Origin of the sequence: Aeribacillus sp. FSL W8-0870, from assembly GCF_037963755.1 — a bacterium.
Taxonomy (GTDB): domain Bacteria; phylum Bacillota; class Bacilli; order Bacillales; family Aeribacillaceae; genus Aeribacillus; species Aeribacillus composti.
Genome location: NZ_CP150165.1, coordinates 2,678,698 through 2,693,449 on the forward strand (window position 1 = coordinate 2,678,698; position 14,752 = coordinate 2,693,449).

Below are 14,752 nucleotides of genomic sequence, written 5' to 3' on the forward strand. Positions count from 1 at the left end.
ACGAGCAACTTGATTTTTAGCATGACGATGGCATTAAGCACGGGGGTGGTACATTTTATATACATCTTTTAAACGTGTTTTTGTCACATGAGTATAAATTTGCGTGGTTGAAATATCAGCATGACCTAGCATTTCTTGCACCGCTCTTAGATCAGCGCCGTTTTCAAGCAGATGGGTGGCAAAGGAATGTCGCAATGTATGAGGAGTCAATTCTTTTTGTATTCCTGCTTTAACCGCAATCGATTTTAAATTTTTCCAAAATCCTTGGCGGGAAATTCTTTTTCCATGATGGTTTAAAAATAAGGCATCCGTTTTATGCTTCTGTCTTACAAGCTTTGGCCGGCCCTTTTCCAAATATTCCTCCAGCGCTTTTGTTGCTTTTTCTCCAATCGGAACGAGCCGTTCTTTTTTCCCTTTTCCGTAGCAGCGGATAAATCCCATGATCAAATGGACGTCTGAAAGATTCAAATGAACCATTTCACTCACCCGAATACCTGTCGCATATAAAAGTTCAAGCATTGCTTTATCTCTATATCCAATCGGTGAGGTCAGCTCAGGCGTTTCAAGAAGCCGCTCCACTTCCTCAAGAGACAGCACTTTCGGAAGCTTCCGTTCAATCTGCGGTGTTTCAATATGGACGGACGGGTCTTCATCCGCAGCTTTTTCCCTTAACAAAAATTGATGGAAAGCGCGGATTGAGGCGATATGCCGGGCGATTGTCTTGCTGGATTTCCCTTGATCTTTCAAAAAATGCAAATATTGCAAAATATGATAGCGTTGAATATTTTGCACTTCTTGAATATTCAGTTTTTCGTTCAAAAATTGCTTGTACGATTTCAAGTCTCGCTCATATGAAACGATCGTATTGTTCGCAAGTCCTCTCTCAACGGTCAAATAATGAATAAAATCTTGGATATGATCGTTCAATCTTCTCTACTCCCCGTTTAAATAAAAGAATATTAAGCGATTCAGCCAATTATCGTTCTGTTCTTCCACAACGCTTGTCACCTTTACGGCAGATCCTTCAGGCTCGTCATAGCGATGGTAATCTTGATATTCCAAGTTAACCCATATAATAGCATAGTAGAACAAAATCGTAAATCCTGTAAACAAGATAAAAATTTTAAGCATATTCTTTACGGTTTTCGTCCATTTTTCCATGTTCGTCCTCCACAAGGCCATATTTTCTTATATTTAAAGATATGACCGTCTGGACAATCTTTATACGTATATAATATAAAAAAACCTTTCCCCTCGCGGAAAAGGCTTTATTCTTTCTTGTTATCTTCTTTTTCTTTTTCCTGACAGCGGTGGCATATGCCGTGAAAAGTTAGACGATGATCTTTAATTTTAAACTTCCAATCTCGTTCGACAATTTTTTCAACATCTTCTAATAAATCTTCCTGAATCTCATCAACGGAACCGCATTCCATACATACGAGATGATGGTGAAAATGAGCGGCTCCTTCCCTGCGCAAATCATATCTGGAAACCCCGTCTCCAAAGTTTATTTTATCAACAATTTTCAGCTCAGTTAACAATTCCAGCGTTCTGTACACTGTTGCGAGCCCGATCTCAGGCGATTTTTCCTTAACGAGGAGGTAAACATCTTCGGCACTTAAATGATCCTCTTCATGTTCAAGCAAAACACGAACGGTTGCTTCCCTTTGCGGGGTTAATTTATAGCTTGAAGAATGCAACTGCTTTTTTATACGCTCTATGCGGTTTTCCATGACACTTTCCCTCCCTCGCCGCATTCCTCATATATTATAACAAAATAAAAGAAAGTGTCCAACTGAAATAATTTTAAATTAAAAAATAAAATTTATATTAAATAATAATTATTATTTATAAATAAAATCGATCGTCCCTCTCATCAGGATCGGGGAAACATATGCTTCTAACATTGCAGCGAGCAATATAACGGCGATCAAGCAAGAAAATGTGACTGCATAGCCTGCAAACATTCTAAACGGCTGATCGTGGAACTTTTTTACAAAAAGCTGTCTAATGAGCTTGAAGGAAAAAGAAATTGCCGATGCGCTCATAATAAGAAACACAGGTATCAGCAGCAAATTTTGCGGCAAAACGGAAACGAATGACAGCAAAAATCCGCCCCATTTCATTTGATTTACTAAAAATCCGACTGTAAATCCAACGACCATTCCTTTTAAAAATAACATGATAAAAATAATCGGCAGACCAATGATCGAAATGCCTAGAAGCCACATAAGCCCTACATATTTTGTATTGTGGAAAAAACTTTGCTTGAACATTTCAAACGAGCTGGCAAGTTTTCCGTCCGATACTTGTCCAAAAAACAGGTTTAAATAATAATACAGATCTTCTTTTTGCGTAATGCTCATGCTGTTTACGATGATTGCGCCAAAAATTACTCCCATTATGAACAATATAAGCACAAATAAATAGACGGTTGATTGATCTTTCAATTGTTTTAGTAAAAAACGCTGAATATTCTGCATATCCTATCCTCTCCTGTCTTTCTTTACTAGATTGTATGAGAGAACGGATGGTACATATTCGTATTTTTACTAGAAAAAAAGAAAAGGCGCGAAAATTTACGCACCTTCCACTTTTCCGTATTTTCCTCCTCCCCCTGATTGCACATAAAGGGTGCCTTCTCTTGCCGAGATGATGGAAGCGGCGATTTTTTCCGGAACCACTTCGACAAGATCGGCGTACGGAACTTTGTGTAAAATATTCATTTCCGTTCCAAAATAATGCTTTAATTTTTTTAATGTTTTAGGGCCAATGCCAGGCAGAAAAGCTAGCGGGACTTGATGAATATAAGGGGGCCTTTTCGGCGCATGATTTGTTTTATCCCCCAGTTCTTCAACCCGCTGTTTTACACCTTTTGTAATTTTTACTCCTCCGCATATTTGACAGCATCCCTCATCTGTCAAGCCTACTGTTTTTTGGCACGCTTCACAAAACGTTTCGTAATACTTTCCAAGTTTCGGGTTTAATCCGTAATTCGCCTCAATTTTTCTGTCGTTTTCTTTTTTGATCGCCATCACCAATTCCTGAAACGTCGGCGCTTTTAACAACAACTTCTGATATTCCCGCCCGATTTTTGGCAATGAATGGGCGTCTGAGTTCGTTAAAAATGGATAGGAAGCTAGTTCACGAATACGGCTTGCCATGTTAGTATCGCTGCTCAAACCGAGCTCGACCGCATCGATGAGTGTTTGATCAAAAACTTCTGTCAAGCTTCGCTGAACCCCTTTTCCGTACAAGCTTTTAAAAGGAGTAAAAATATGCGCCGGAATGAACAATCCGCCCAAGCTCTTCACTTTATGCTGAAGTCTTTTCCCTTCAACATATACCCGTTGAGAGCTTAAATGAATATTTTTTAAATGGGAGCTGAGCCAATGGGAAAATTCCTTCATCTTTTCTAAAGTCGGCATAAAGCATAGAACATGAATCGGCCCATTGCAATGTTCATCAAATATTTCAAGCTCCGTACCTAAAATAAGTGTCGAATTTTGATAGCGGACTCCCCCTTCCATTAATTCCTCATACTTTCCTCTTCTGATGCCATCTTCAATTTCCTTGATTACTTCGGGAACATGGCAATCAATGATGCCAATTATATCCATACCTTTGCTCTCAACTGCTTCAATAAAAATATTTTCAAGCGTCAGCGACTTGGCCCCCGTAATCTTTACCGGTTTTCCTGTATTTGTTCTGCCGATATGAATGTGCAAATCTGCGAAAAAAGCGTTCATATCTCCTCACTCAATTGTTTTAATGTTAAATATTGAACTGCATAAGCTGTTTTTGCATCGTAAATTTCTTTTTCTTCTATCAATTTTCTCGCTTCCTCAAGGGTTACTTCCAGCACCTCGACAAACTCGTCTTCATCCAAACTCGCTTTATTTTCCAGCTTTATCAATCCTTCAGCTAAATAAAGATGAACGAGTTCATCAGCAAAGCCCGGTGAAGTATAAAACGAAATGACATGTTTTAATGATTCACATCCATAGCCCGTTTCTTCTTCCAACTCTCTTCTTGCTGTGATTTCAGGTGACTCCCCTTTTTCAAGCTTGCCGGCAGGAATTTCCACAAGCTGGCGTTCTAAAGCTTTGCGATATTGTCTCACCATGACAATTTTCCCTTCATTTGTAATAGGGATCACGGCAACTGCACCAGGATGCTTCACGACTTCACGTTTCGCATTTTCCCCGTTTGGGAGACGGACATCTTCCACATATACATCAATAATCTTCCCTGAAAAAATTTTTTCCTTCGCAATCGTTTCCTCGTTTAAACGGTTCATATATTCAACTCCTGTTCTATTATCCAATCATTCTTCATACATTCTACCATAATTAAAAAGGAGGCGGAGCGATTGCTCATGTATCGGAATTATAACCGGGTCGTGATGATTGGAAAGCCGAAGGAAATTGCTTACAGCTTAAAGGAAGCCGCAAAACGATATAAAACAGTCTATGAATGGCTTCATCATGAATATGAAACATTTGCTTTTTCAAAAAGTTTATACTACTTTCAAATTAGAAGAGAAAAAGAGAGGTGATCTTTTTGAAAAAGCGCAGATTAGGAACATCCGAGCTGTATGTGAGCGAAATCGGTCTTGGATGCATGTCGCTTGGCCGCGACGAAAAGCATGCGCGTTCGCTGATTGACCAAGCGCTTGAATTGGGGATTAATTTTTTTGATACAGCAGATCTTTATGATCAAGGCCTGAATGAAGAATTTGTCGGAAGGGCTCTTAAATCGCGTCGAAACGATATCATTTTAGCAACAAAAGTAGGAAACCGGTTTGAAGTTGGCAAAGACGGATGGTGGTGGGATCCATCCAAGAAATACATAAAGGAAGAAGTGAAAGAAAGCCTCAGACGGCTGGGTACAGATTATATCGACTTATATCAGCTTCACGGAGGAACAATCGACGACCCGATCGATGAAACGATTGAAGCGTTCGAAGAGTTAAAGCAGGAAGGCGTCATCCGCTACTACGGCATTTCTTCGATTCGGCCGAACGTTATGAAAGAATGGTTGAAACGCTCCAATATCGTTTCAATCATGATGCAATACAGCCTTCTTGACCGGCGCCCAGAAGAATGGTTTCCTTTGATTCAGGAGCATAACGTTTCTGTTATTGCCAGAGGGCCGTTGGCTCAAGGCCTCTTGACAGAGCGCCCGCTCGAAAAAGCCTCTGAGCGCGTCAAGAACAATGGATATTTAGACTACACGTTCGATGAATTAAAAGAAGCTTTGCACAGCATCGATTCAGCATGCCCGGATCGCACTCGGACGGAAACAGCCGTAAAATATGTTCTTCATCAGCGTGTTGTAGCCTCCTGCATTGCCGGAGCGAGCAAGCAAGAGCAGCTGCTTGAAAATGTCCAAGCAGCGAAAGCAAAAGATCTGCTGGAAGAAGAGTACGAAGCGCTTATAAACGCAACAAAACAGTCTCTTTATACAATCCATCGCGATTAAAACAGGCGGGGACGATCCCCGCTTATTTATTTTCGGAATTCACATGACTGTTGAAAATTCAATTTAGCTATCCAGTTGATGTTCCTGCCGAAACGGATGGGATTCGCATGATCATGTTGCAATCTCAATGGCTAAACGATTGTTCATAGCACATAAACCGGATTTACAACTATATGTATCGGTTCATTGAACAGCGCCGTCCATTCCTATCTTGAAAAATTTTGGACTAATATATTTTGAAATCCGTTTAAGCTTGAATATTTTCTAATGAGGGGATCGAAGCAAATTTTGCAGTGCTTTTCCATATAAATGAAGAGGCACACGGTCTTCGCTAATATAATAAAATATCGCTAAACCGTTTTCTAACGAAAGAATAGTCCATGCTATTTCATCCGCAGATAGAGCAGAATCGTTATTCTCTTTCGACTTCAATTTTTCAATCGCCTTGGAAATTTGTTGTACCGCTTCCGTTATCATGTCAGACCATTTTCGGCGTACCGATTCTTCACGCATCGCATAAAGAAAAAATTCCATGTTAAGCATGCTCCACGTTCGATTTTTCTGCCTAACTGACAGGAAATATTCATCCATCGTTTCGATAAAATGTGAAAGCGAATGCTGTCCGTCTATGACTTGAAGAATGTTGTCCACATGCAATTGCATTTGTTGCTCCAAAATAGCTAAAAAGAGCTCTTCTTTGGAACGAAAATGGGCATATACCGCCCCTTTGCTAAATCCGGCATGTTCTGCAATTTTATCAACAGAAGCGCCGTGAAAGCCGAATCGAGCAAAGATTTCAACAGCTGACTCTAAAAGTAATTGCCGCGTTTCTTTTTTTCGCTCCTCTTGGGTTAATCTTCGTCTGACCAATTTGCTATCCTCCCTCTCTCTTGACAATCATACCATATAGCATTAACATACCAGATAGTATATAAATTCTAATCAGTATACAAATTATAATTTCTCATTATGCTGGACGCAACTATCAACAATGTCCTCCTAGATTTATAGATCATGAGTGAAAAAGGAAGAGGGGAAGAATGCGAAAAGAAGAAAGCCTTACTACACAGAAACCAACTTTGCCCCAAATTTTGGCTGAAACTTGTAAAATTGGAATTATTCAATCAAATCTCGTTCCGATGTTGGCTGGATTGACATTGGCATTGTATACGTATCAGATCAGCCTGTTTGAGAAATTGCCGGAAATGTTATTTGCTTTGATTGGATCGATTTTCGTAATGGGTGCAGCTGGAGCTTTTAACAACTTATATGACCGAGATATAGATTCTATCATGGAAAGGACGAAAAACAGACCGACTGTGACAGGAGCAATAAAGCCTAAAACAGTATTATGGCTTGGAATCTGTATGTCTATTTTAGGAATTGCAGCTCTTGCATTAACAACTCCTCTAGCAGCATTCCTAGGGTTTCTAGGTTTGTTTTTTTATGTTGTCCCATATACGATGTGGAGCAAGAGAAGAACAATTTATAATACGGAAATTGGCAGTATTTCTGGAGCAATGCCCCCTCTCATCGGATGGGCTGCTGTTCATCCGGACGTGACACATCCAGCCATTCTTGGTTTGTTTGTGATTTCAATTATTTGGCAAATGCCTCATTTTTATGCTATAGCTATTCGCAAGCACGATGAGTATAAGGCTGCGAAGGTTCCTATGCTCCCAGTTGTCAAAGGTGTTAAAAGAGCATATATACAAACGAATATTTATTTAATTATTTTAATTGCAGCAAGCTTTCTTTTTGGGCCTTTAAGCCTCGGTCTTATGCTAGTAGCCCTTCTTTTAAGCGTTCTGTGGCTTATGTTAAGCATTTTCGGCTATAAAAAAATGGATTCAGAGAAATGGGCAAAATCAATGTTTCTTTATTCTCTGTTTCATATGACAATCTTATTTTCAACTGTCATTATCTATTCTCTTGTGGGAATTCTTTTTCATTTATAAAAGAAAGTGTTTCTAAACAAATTCATGGCGGCATAATAAATGTTGGGAATTAAGGGGCTGTCCGATGAGTTCCTAAAATGAAGGATCGGGGAAAAATACTACTGTGAAGGACAAAAATAATCGAATAAAATTTGTAAATGTCCTTCATAGAGGCAATGAAGTCCAACAAGAAGCAATTGTATATGCTGAATGTCCGTCATACAACTTTTGAAGAACCTAATGAAGAAAAGTCCTTCATAAGACTTCTGGAGGATATAAACAAGACAGGAAAAATGGTCTATCCGATAAGTCCCTAAAATGAAGGGGCTCCAAAAAGTCAGTGAACCCTGACTTTTTGGACAGCCTCCTTTCCAGCTTTTTATTTAAAATCTTCCCATTTCAAGTCGCTTTCTGCGAGCAATTCAGCAAAGCTTTTCTGTTTTTCCCGCTTTTGTTCCTCTTTTCTTTTACGCTCCAATTCCAGTTTTTTTAATTTCTCCTTTTCTTCTTCAATTTGCTTCTTCATATCTATAAGCTTTTTCGCTTTTTCTTCGCCGATCTGATCTTTGAGATTCCATGCATCTTTCATGTTTTTCCCTTCCTTTGACCAATGCATGCTCTTTTTTATCCTAATACATCGTGAATATTCTGCATGTTTTTTTCCATCCATGCAATTGCTTCATCGATCGTGGCAAACTCTTCCGCTTCAAACGTCATTTCATCTTGAATCAGCCACACATCCTTTTTTTCATATCCCATTCCTCCTACAGACCAATGCAGAAGGGTGTACGGATGATTGTCATGGAGAAAGGACACCCATGTTTTATTTAAAGCAATGTTCTTTAAAGAAGCTAGACGTTCCTTCAATTTTGTTCCCTCATTTCACAATGCAGCTCATTCTTGGATTGTAAATTTGCATTGGACTTTTGAGCATGAATATTTGTTTTTGCCCGTGATAATCGATTTGCAATTCATCATCTAAAAAAACAAGCTTTGATCGCTCCACGTACACCGGGACAAAATTTGTATCAATTTTCATATCATCCTCATCAAGATCTTTCACAAGCCAAAGAACAGTAACACCGCTCATGACACAGCCGCAGCCATCTGTATCATATTTCAGCTTTATATAGCGGTTTTCGTTCATTTCCAATATCTCTTTAAGTTTTGCTTTCGCTGCGTTTGTAAACGAAATGTTCATAGGCTAAAATCATCCTTTTTTAATTTTGCCTCCATTCTATCATATTTTAGCTCTCTCCGCTTATTGAAGCAGAATGAACATAACCGATTAACGTTTTTTAAACATTTATAGAGAAATATTGACAAACTATTAGCCGGGTTAGTTGAATAAAGCTGTTGTTTTTATTTGTGAGAAATCAGTGTTATTTTCACAAGCAAATGATGACACGTCTATTTTCTTCTAATCAATATCATTGCATTCCCTAATACTTTTTTGTTCAATAAAAGCTTTGGCAGTTTCATTACTTTAGCGAGTTTGTAGCTTTTCAATTCAGATACACCATGTTTCTTTAAGGAATTTAAGAGCTCTTTTTCATCCCCAAATATTTTTTCATCCATAAACAAATCTAAAAAGACAAATCCACCACCAGGTTTTAACACTCTTAATGCCTCTTTCATTACTTTTATTTTATTTCTTTCATCTTTAACTTCATGAAATGTTAGACAACTTACAATTATATCGAATTCATCATTTTTAAAAGGCAGTTTTGTGGCACTTGCTTTCAGAAAATTTATTCGATCAGAAACCCCTTCAATTTCAGCGTTTCGTTGGCATTGATCTTTCGAATATTCCCAATCGTCGCCCCAATAATCAATTCCAGTTAATAGGGACTCAGGAAAAGCCTTTGCAAGTTTTATAATCAGTGAACCGCTGCCTTCCTATATCCAGTATTTTTCCTTGCCCATCCCAATTCACCTTGGCAACAATTAAGTCATGTATTTTTGACTGATAATTTCCCCCAAATGCTGCGAATTGGTAATAAGAATAAGAAAGGATAAATGTAATATAAATTAATGGTAACGCTATAATACCTGACAAAACTCGCAGATATAAATTAATAGGTAAGAATGTCAACAAAATGAATAAAAGTGAAAAAAGCAAAAAAATTAGTAGTTTATTCATTCGAATCCAAGTTTGATACCTAGCATTTGTTTTCAAGTTATCAGCCATCCTTAAATCATTAAACTGATTACCGTAGCAATTCGGTCATTGAATTGCTACGGCTCGTGTAGTTGACTAGCGAAAAGATACAGCATAAATTAAACTAATATTCATTTAATTTGGTGCTGTATCCTTTCCTTCAGTTTAAGTAAATTGTTTCACAATATCATGGTTTTATCAATCTTTATTATAAATAATCAAGTTTTGCTTTAAATGGTCGAACCTTTTTTTAACTCTACATTCGGATGGAAAATTTCAAAACTAATTTGCATTTTAAGCCATTTTGACTATTCAGGTTGTAAAATATATAGTGGAAATAGGTGTCGTGTTCTGAGCGGTTCTGTGAGGAGTTTTAACGACGAATGGGTTTGAGGAACTTCTCTGAACGATTTTTATTTTAGGAGGAAATAACATGGAAGTTTTTGCAAAATATTTAGCAGGTATCGATAACCCCGACCACCGCGACCGAACAGAGGAAATTTTGGCGTGGGTTGCTAATAAATTTCCAAATTTGAAACCGCAAATCAAGTGGAATACGCCAATGTTTACCGATCACGGCACATTTATCATCGGCTTTTCCACAGCGAAGCATCATTTGAGCGTTTCACCTGAAGAAAAGACAATGATGCATTTTGCCGATGAAATCGCCCAAGCTGGCTACAGCGCTACCAAAGGCTTGTTTCGAATTCCGTGGAATGAGCCGGTAAATTACGAGTTGCTGGAGAAAATGATTGAATTTAATATTCAGGATAAAGCAGACTGTTCAACTTTTTGGCGGAAATAGAATAGGATAGCCCTTAGAAAGCCTGTGAGGGCTTCTGAGAGGCTTTAAGAAGTTGATAGCTACAAAAACGCTTTTTCTTCATGCCCCAACACTCTTGTTGTGGACGCCCTGACACAGCTAATGTCAAAGTTTGGGGTGCGTCCTTTTTTAATAAGTGTAAATTATTACAGGAGCTAAGAAAATAATTCTCTTACTTATTCCAGAAAATGACCCTATAGTGGCAGAGTGAAACTTAATTGTTTTTAGTTAACCGTGAATGTCACTTATTCACTAACGGGTGCTTTTTTAGTGAAAGAAAAATTAATTGATTTTAAGATTGAGATCATGTTTTAGTTATTCCATTATAGGACGCCGATGGTAGAGTAGCAAAAAGCCCAATTTCTCAAATTTTTAGAAATTGGGCTGTTAATTATCGTCATTTTCTAAGCGTTGTAAATCTGCATTTTCCTGACCTTACGCTACCCCTATTAAATTTGTATTTCTAATGCTGTTTTCTTAGTATTGCTCAATTTCAATAATATCTCCTAATTTTAAAACATGTTTTTTAGTCAAGTAATCAACAATTCGTAATTCTCTTTTTAGCTGATCGATATAATGAATATTGCCGACAAGCTTCTTTATTTCACCTTTTTGATAATAGGTGAATTGTAGAGTAATGTCCTCTTCCATAGCCTCACAGATAACTTCATTAAATTCTTCATATTTTTGTTCATCTAAAACCGGTTTTTCGACTTTATCTAAACTTTCATTGTATTCCCTTAGTAATTTCACATGCTCGGGCAGCATCATAGCTGTCCATTTTATGCTTCCACGATCCTGAATCATTGTTTATCCCATCCTTTGCTTTCTTTTCTTCATATTCGTTACGCATAATGCCCGCCGATCAGCTTGTTGCGGTGAAGACTCGTTCCTGCCTTCGTATACGAAACAGCGCGCAGCAGTGCATTGGAGCCGTGCTTGTTCCGAATCGCATCCATTACATATCCTAAACGATGCTCTTTTATGCGGTTCGGCCTAAACAAATCAAGCTGCATGCCGCTGTCTTTTTCCACGTTGGAAAGAGAGATGGAAATTTTTCTGACTGTCTTCCCCTCATAAAAACGATCAAACAGCAAAAGGCAGGCTCGATAAAGATCCATCGTAATATTTGTTGAGACATCCATCGTTTTTGAACGGTAAAATCCTCCTCCGCCTTCCTTTTGGCTGTAGCCGATTCCAAGGCTGATTGTTCTCCCCGCCATCCGGTGTTCCCTCGCTCTTTTTGCCACTTCCTCGCACATTTCTAAGATGACGCATTTCACCTCTTCGGGGTCCGGATAGTCGCGAAGCAATATTTGATTTTTTCCAAAACTGATTTGCCCCAGCATAATCGGAGAGCCTATGTCGGAAAGATCTATTCCCCATGCGTGGTAATAAAGCTGATTCCCCATGACGCCGAACTTCTTTTCAAGGAGCTCTAACGGATAATTTGCGAGCTGACCGACTGTAAAAATTCCCATTCGATTTAACGTTTTTTCAAGTCTTGCCCCAATCCCCCACATCTTACGCAACGGCTTGATGCTCCACAGCTTCGTTTTGACATCATCATACGTCCATTCCGCTATACCTTTCTTTTTCGCCTCCAAATCTAGACAAAGCTTCGCCATCAATATGTTTGGACCGATCCCAACCGCGCATGGGAGAGAAAATTCATTTCGTAAATCTTCCACAATTTTTTCGGCCAGACTATGCGCATCCCCCCAAAGTCTTTCTGTTCCATCCGCAGTAATAAAACATTCATCTACGCTGTAAACATGGATGTTTTCTTTCGGAACATAGCGGTTCAGCAGCCGAGTAATTTCAGCAGAAATCCGTAAATACGTCGCCATTTTCGGAGTGATGAGGCGGATGCGGGGGTCGTTTGGAATTTGAAATAAGCGGGATCCGGTTTGAATTCCGAAATCTTCCTTCAGTTTTGGTGAAGCGGCCAATACAATGCTTCCTGTCCGCTCTTTGTCCCCAACGATAGCAATGTGGGCTGTTAAAGGATCAAGCCCAAGTATGACCGCCGCACAGCTCGCATAAAAGCTTTTCATATCGATGCATAATATATGCCGGTTTGGAAACGATTCATAATTCATTCCATCATCCCCTCATGAGAATGTATGTTCGGTTTTATTTTATTTTTATTGTATGGGAATATACGTTCGATTTCAATGGGAATTTGCGCCATTTTTCGCGGTACAAAAGAAGCATAACAACGAAGTACGGCATCGAAAAACAGATATTAAGCTTGGAAAGCTTATTCAAAATACAGCCGCGTTTTTTAGAAGATTTAAGTTGGAGACAAATCGGTGAAAGAGCTGAATTTTTTGTCAAAATAAAAAGACGCTTGACGCGCCTTTTCAGAAGTGAGAGCGGAGATTTTAGCGAAAAGTCCGCCTTCAGCTTTCTGTTCATTTCCTGCATCATGCTCCCGGTCATTTTTGCCGAAACAAATTTCCGGCAACTTTTTCAAATAGGGAGGGCATAAGACGATAAACAAGCCCGCCAAGCTCCATCCAAACAGGCATATTAATTTCCCGTTTATTTGTCAGCATCACGCTCACGATTTTTTGTGCAACAGCTTCCGGATTAAGCATCCAGCGTTGGACGTTTTTCACATAATCCCCTGACGTATCGGCAAGATTGAAAAAATCCGTTTCAATTGGACCCGGATTGACAGATGTTACAAAAATCCCGCGGTCCGCCACTTCCATCCGCAAGCTGTTCGTAAAGCCTAAAACAGCATGTTTTGTAGCAGAATAGATGCTTGATTTCGGAGTAGCTATTTTGCCAGCCTGAGAGGCGACATTAATAATATGCCCTTCCCGTTGGGCCAGCATCTTCGGAAGAACCAGCTTTGTCGCAGCAATTAATCCGAACACATTTACTTTAAACATTTGCTGCATCTCTTCGAATGTTGCTTCCTCTGCATTTCGAAAAATACCAAAACCAGCATTATTGACTAAAACATCCACTCGGTCAAAATTCTCTGTGATGTCCGTAAATACTTCGGAAACTGCGTCAAGGTCACTGACATCCAGTTCGTAATATGTACAAGAAATAGAGTGAGAGGCTTGAAGCTCATCCGAAAGTTTCTTGAGACGATCCTTCCTCCTAGCCAGCAAAACTAAATGTCCACCGCTTTCTGCAACGATCCTTGCGATTTTTTCCCCGATCCCGCTCGATGCCCCCGTAATAACTACCAATCGATCTTTAAGCCGCGAATTCATTTATTTGTCACCTCTTCGTTGCGCGGAAAAAAGTAAAACGCCATTTTCTATTCTTTTGTTAATTTTTCCATATTGTTCTAAATAATCAAGCTGAGCAACAGTTTCTGATATAGCAAATAAAAGCTCTTGTTGATAAGCAGACGGAAAAAGAAGCTTGCAAAGAGCAAACACCGTCATTTCCTGTTTTTCTAAATGCTTTAATACGGTGAGCGCGCGTTCATGCTGTTTGTCTAAACGGTTCCGAATCAACAGGTGAGGATCGAAAAATTCATCTTTATGACCCGGAAAGACAACAGAAATCGGAATATGCAAAAGCTTTTTCAAAGATTCATTATATTGCAGCTGAGGTTTTGGACGCTCTTTTCCTTCATACGGCATTTCAAGAACAGGATTGGAGGAAATGGTTTTCAGCAAATGATCGCCGCCGATCATTCGGCAGTCTTCCTCATTGTACAAAACGATATGGCTTTGGGCATGTCCAGGAGTCTCAATGACTGTAAACCCAGGCATCCCGTCTATTTCATCTCCTTCTTGAATGGAGGAGGTCAGCGGATGATTGCGTGGATATAAGGAAAGATCAAGATGATCTAAGTGTGACTTAAACGACTCTGGGACGGCAAACTGCTTCAACAATTCTAAAAAAAATTCCTTTTGCCGATCAAAAAAACGCACATCATGAGAAAGCCAAGGAGCAAGCAAACGATGGCCCAAAACACGAAGATCGCCATCAAAAAAATCGAGCAAACCGATATGGTCAGGATGATGGTGGGTAAGAATGACTTGCTCAATATCCTCAGGCACAAGCCCTATTTCCTTCAGCTTATGTTCAAAAACTCTCCACGCTTCCTCCGTTTTCATCCCTGCATCCACTAATGTCAATGCGTCCCCTTTTACAACATACACGTTCACATCTTTAATCGGATAAGGTATAGGGATCGTTATTTTATAAATTGCATCTTTGCTGAACATTTTTGCAAACCGCCTTTAATTTTTTAATATAACTTATTTTACACATGATAAATCAATTTGTCATTTTATTCAAATAATTCATAAGTATACTTGACAAGCCGTAGGAACTGATAAAAAATTAATTCTACAACGCTTTTAGAAT

Annotated in this window: 18 protein-coding genes and 1 pseudogene; 4 read left to right on the forward strand and 15 right to left on the reverse strand. The window is 39.1% G+C overall.

Annotation, left to right across the window (positions count from 1 at the left end):
* Positions 1–33 precede the first annotated feature (33 nt).
* The 6 genes from xerD to NSU02_RS13050 all read right to left on the reverse strand — a co-directional run bounded on the left by xerD (position 34) and on the right by NSU02_RS13050 (position 4,300).
* Complete coding sequence (gene xerD, locus NSU02_RS13025) at positions 34–927, reverse strand: site-specific tyrosine recombinase XerD (RefSeq protein ID WP_063388336.1); 894 nt, start codon at positions 925–927, stop codon at positions 34–36.
* A gap of 6 nt (positions 928–933) precedes the next feature.
* Complete coding sequence (locus NSU02_RS13030) at positions 934–1,161, reverse strand: YqzK family protein (protein WP_063388337.1); 228 nt, start codon at positions 1,159–1,161, stop codon at positions 934–936.
* Positions 1,162–1,268: 107 nt separating this feature from the next.
* Entirely contained in the window at positions 1,269–1,733 is a 465-nt protein-coding gene (locus NSU02_RS13035) for a Fur family transcriptional regulator (RefSeq protein WP_063388338.1), read from the reverse strand.
* Between the two features lie 111 nt (positions 1,734–1,844).
* Positions 1,845–2,483: a stage II sporulation protein M gene (gene spoIIM / locus NSU02_RS13040; RefSeq protein ID WP_066247667.1), complete on the reverse strand. Its 639-nt coding sequence runs from the start codon at positions 2,481–2,483 to the stop codon at positions 1,845–1,847.
* A 96-nt stretch (positions 2,484–2,579) separates the two neighbouring features.
* The gene (locus NSU02_RS13045) at positions 2,580–3,749 is read right to left on the reverse strand and encodes a TIGR00375 family protein (RefSeq protein ID WP_094246167.1); all 1,170 of its coding nucleotides are present in this window, start codon (positions 3,747–3,749) and stop codon (positions 2,580–2,582) included.
* Positions 3,746–4,300 carry an NUDIX hydrolase gene (locus tag NSU02_RS13050; protein ID WP_063388341.1) on the reverse strand — a complete coding sequence of 185 codons (555 nt, stop codon included), beginning with the start codon at positions 4,298–4,300 and terminating at the stop codon, positions 3,746–3,748. Before NSU02_RS13050 ends, NSU02_RS13045 begins: the two co-directional genes overlap by 4 nt.
* A 78-nt stretch (positions 4,301–4,378) precedes the next feature.
* On the opposite strand from NSU02_RS13050, the gene mciZ reads away from it, so the two are divergent.
* Both mciZ and NSU02_RS13060 read left to right on the forward strand, forming a co-directional pair.
* Positions 4,379–4,558 (forward strand): Z-ring formation inhibitor MciZ, encoded by a 180-nt coding sequence (mciZ, locus tag NSU02_RS13055; protein WP_145976098.1) that lies wholly within the window; start codon positions 4,379–4,381, stop codon positions 4,556–4,558.
* A gap of 5 nt (positions 4,559–4,563) precedes the next feature.
* Positions 4,564–5,484, forward strand: a complete 921-nt coding sequence (locus NSU02_RS13060; RefSeq protein ID WP_094246527.1) for an aldo/keto reductase — start codon at positions 4,564–4,566, stop codon at positions 5,482–5,484.
* A gap of 264 nt (positions 5,485–5,748) precedes the next feature.
* Here NSU02_RS13060 and NSU02_RS13065 read toward each other — a convergent pair whose 3' ends face one another.
* Positions 5,749–6,354, reverse strand: coding sequence for a TetR/AcrR family transcriptional regulator (locus NSU02_RS13065; protein ID WP_066247661.1), 606 nt, complete (start codon positions 6,352–6,354; stop codon positions 5,749–5,751).
* A 170-nt stretch (positions 6,355–6,524) separates the two neighbouring features.
* Here NSU02_RS13065 and cyoE point away from each other — a divergent pair, with 170 nt between their 5' ends.
* Positions 6,525–7,442, forward strand: a complete 918-nt coding sequence (gene cyoE / locus NSU02_RS13070) for a heme o synthase (RefSeq protein ID WP_063388344.1) — start codon at positions 6,525–6,527, stop codon at positions 7,440–7,442.
* 358 nt (positions 7,443–7,800) lie between these two features.
* Here cyoE and NSU02_RS13075 read toward each other — a convergent pair whose 3' ends face one another.
* From NSU02_RS13075 to NSU02_RS13090, 4 genes and pseudogenes are all read right to left on the reverse strand, one after another.
* Positions 7,801–8,010 carry a DUF3886 domain-containing protein gene (locus NSU02_RS13075; protein ID WP_130157802.1) on the reverse strand — a complete coding sequence of 70 codons (210 nt, stop codon included), beginning with the start codon at positions 8,008–8,010 and terminating at the stop codon, positions 7,801–7,803.
* 35 nt (positions 8,011–8,045) lie between these two features.
* Positions 8,046–8,288: a DUF2552 family protein gene (locus NSU02_RS13080; protein ID WP_063388346.1), complete on the reverse strand. Its 243-nt coding sequence runs from the start codon at positions 8,286–8,288 to the stop codon at positions 8,046–8,048.
* A 10-nt stretch (positions 8,289–8,298) separates the two neighbouring features.
* A complete protein-coding gene (locus NSU02_RS13085; RefSeq protein WP_066247658.1) occupies positions 8,299–8,622 on the reverse strand; it encodes an iron-sulfur cluster biosynthesis family protein in 324 nt (107 codons plus the stop codon).
* Positions 8,623–8,831: 209 nt separating this feature from the next.
* Positions 8,832–9,612, reverse strand: a pseudogene (locus NSU02_RS13090) (class I SAM-dependent methyltransferase).
* Positions 9,613–10,015: 403 nt separating this feature from the next.
* Between NSU02_RS13090 and NSU02_RS13095 the strand changes: the two are divergent.
* Positions 10,016–10,387 (forward strand): iron chaperone, encoded by a 372-nt coding sequence (locus tag NSU02_RS13095; RefSeq protein WP_130157796.1) that lies wholly within the window; start codon positions 10,016–10,018, stop codon positions 10,385–10,387.
* A 495-nt stretch (positions 10,388–10,882) separates the two neighbouring features.
* On the opposite strand, the gene NSU02_RS13100 is transcribed toward NSU02_RS13095, so the two are convergent.
* From NSU02_RS13100 to NSU02_RS13115, 4 genes are all read right to left on the reverse strand, one after another.
* Positions 10,883–11,212 carry a YolD-like family protein gene (locus NSU02_RS13100; protein ID WP_339193019.1) on the reverse strand — a complete coding sequence of 110 codons (330 nt, stop codon included), beginning with the start codon at positions 11,210–11,212 and terminating at the stop codon, positions 10,883–10,885.
* A 38-nt stretch (positions 11,213–11,250) separates the two neighbouring features.
* The gene (locus NSU02_RS13105; RefSeq protein ID WP_063388352.1) at positions 11,251–12,507 is read right to left on the reverse strand and encodes a UV damage repair protein UvrX; all 1,257 of its coding nucleotides are present in this window, start codon (positions 12,505–12,507) and stop codon (positions 11,251–11,253) included.
* A gap of 339 nt (positions 12,508–12,846) precedes the next feature.
* Positions 12,847–13,641, reverse strand: a complete 795-nt coding sequence (locus tag NSU02_RS13110; RefSeq protein WP_094246172.1) for an SDR family oxidoreductase — start codon at positions 13,639–13,641, stop codon at positions 12,847–12,849.
* Positions 13,642–14,610 carry an MBL fold metallo-hydrolase gene (locus NSU02_RS13115; RefSeq protein ID WP_339193020.1) on the reverse strand — a complete coding sequence of 323 codons (969 nt, stop codon included), beginning with the start codon at positions 14,608–14,610 and terminating at the stop codon, positions 13,642–13,644. It abuts the gene before it with no gap.
* Positions 14,611–14,752 lie beyond the last annotated feature (142 nt).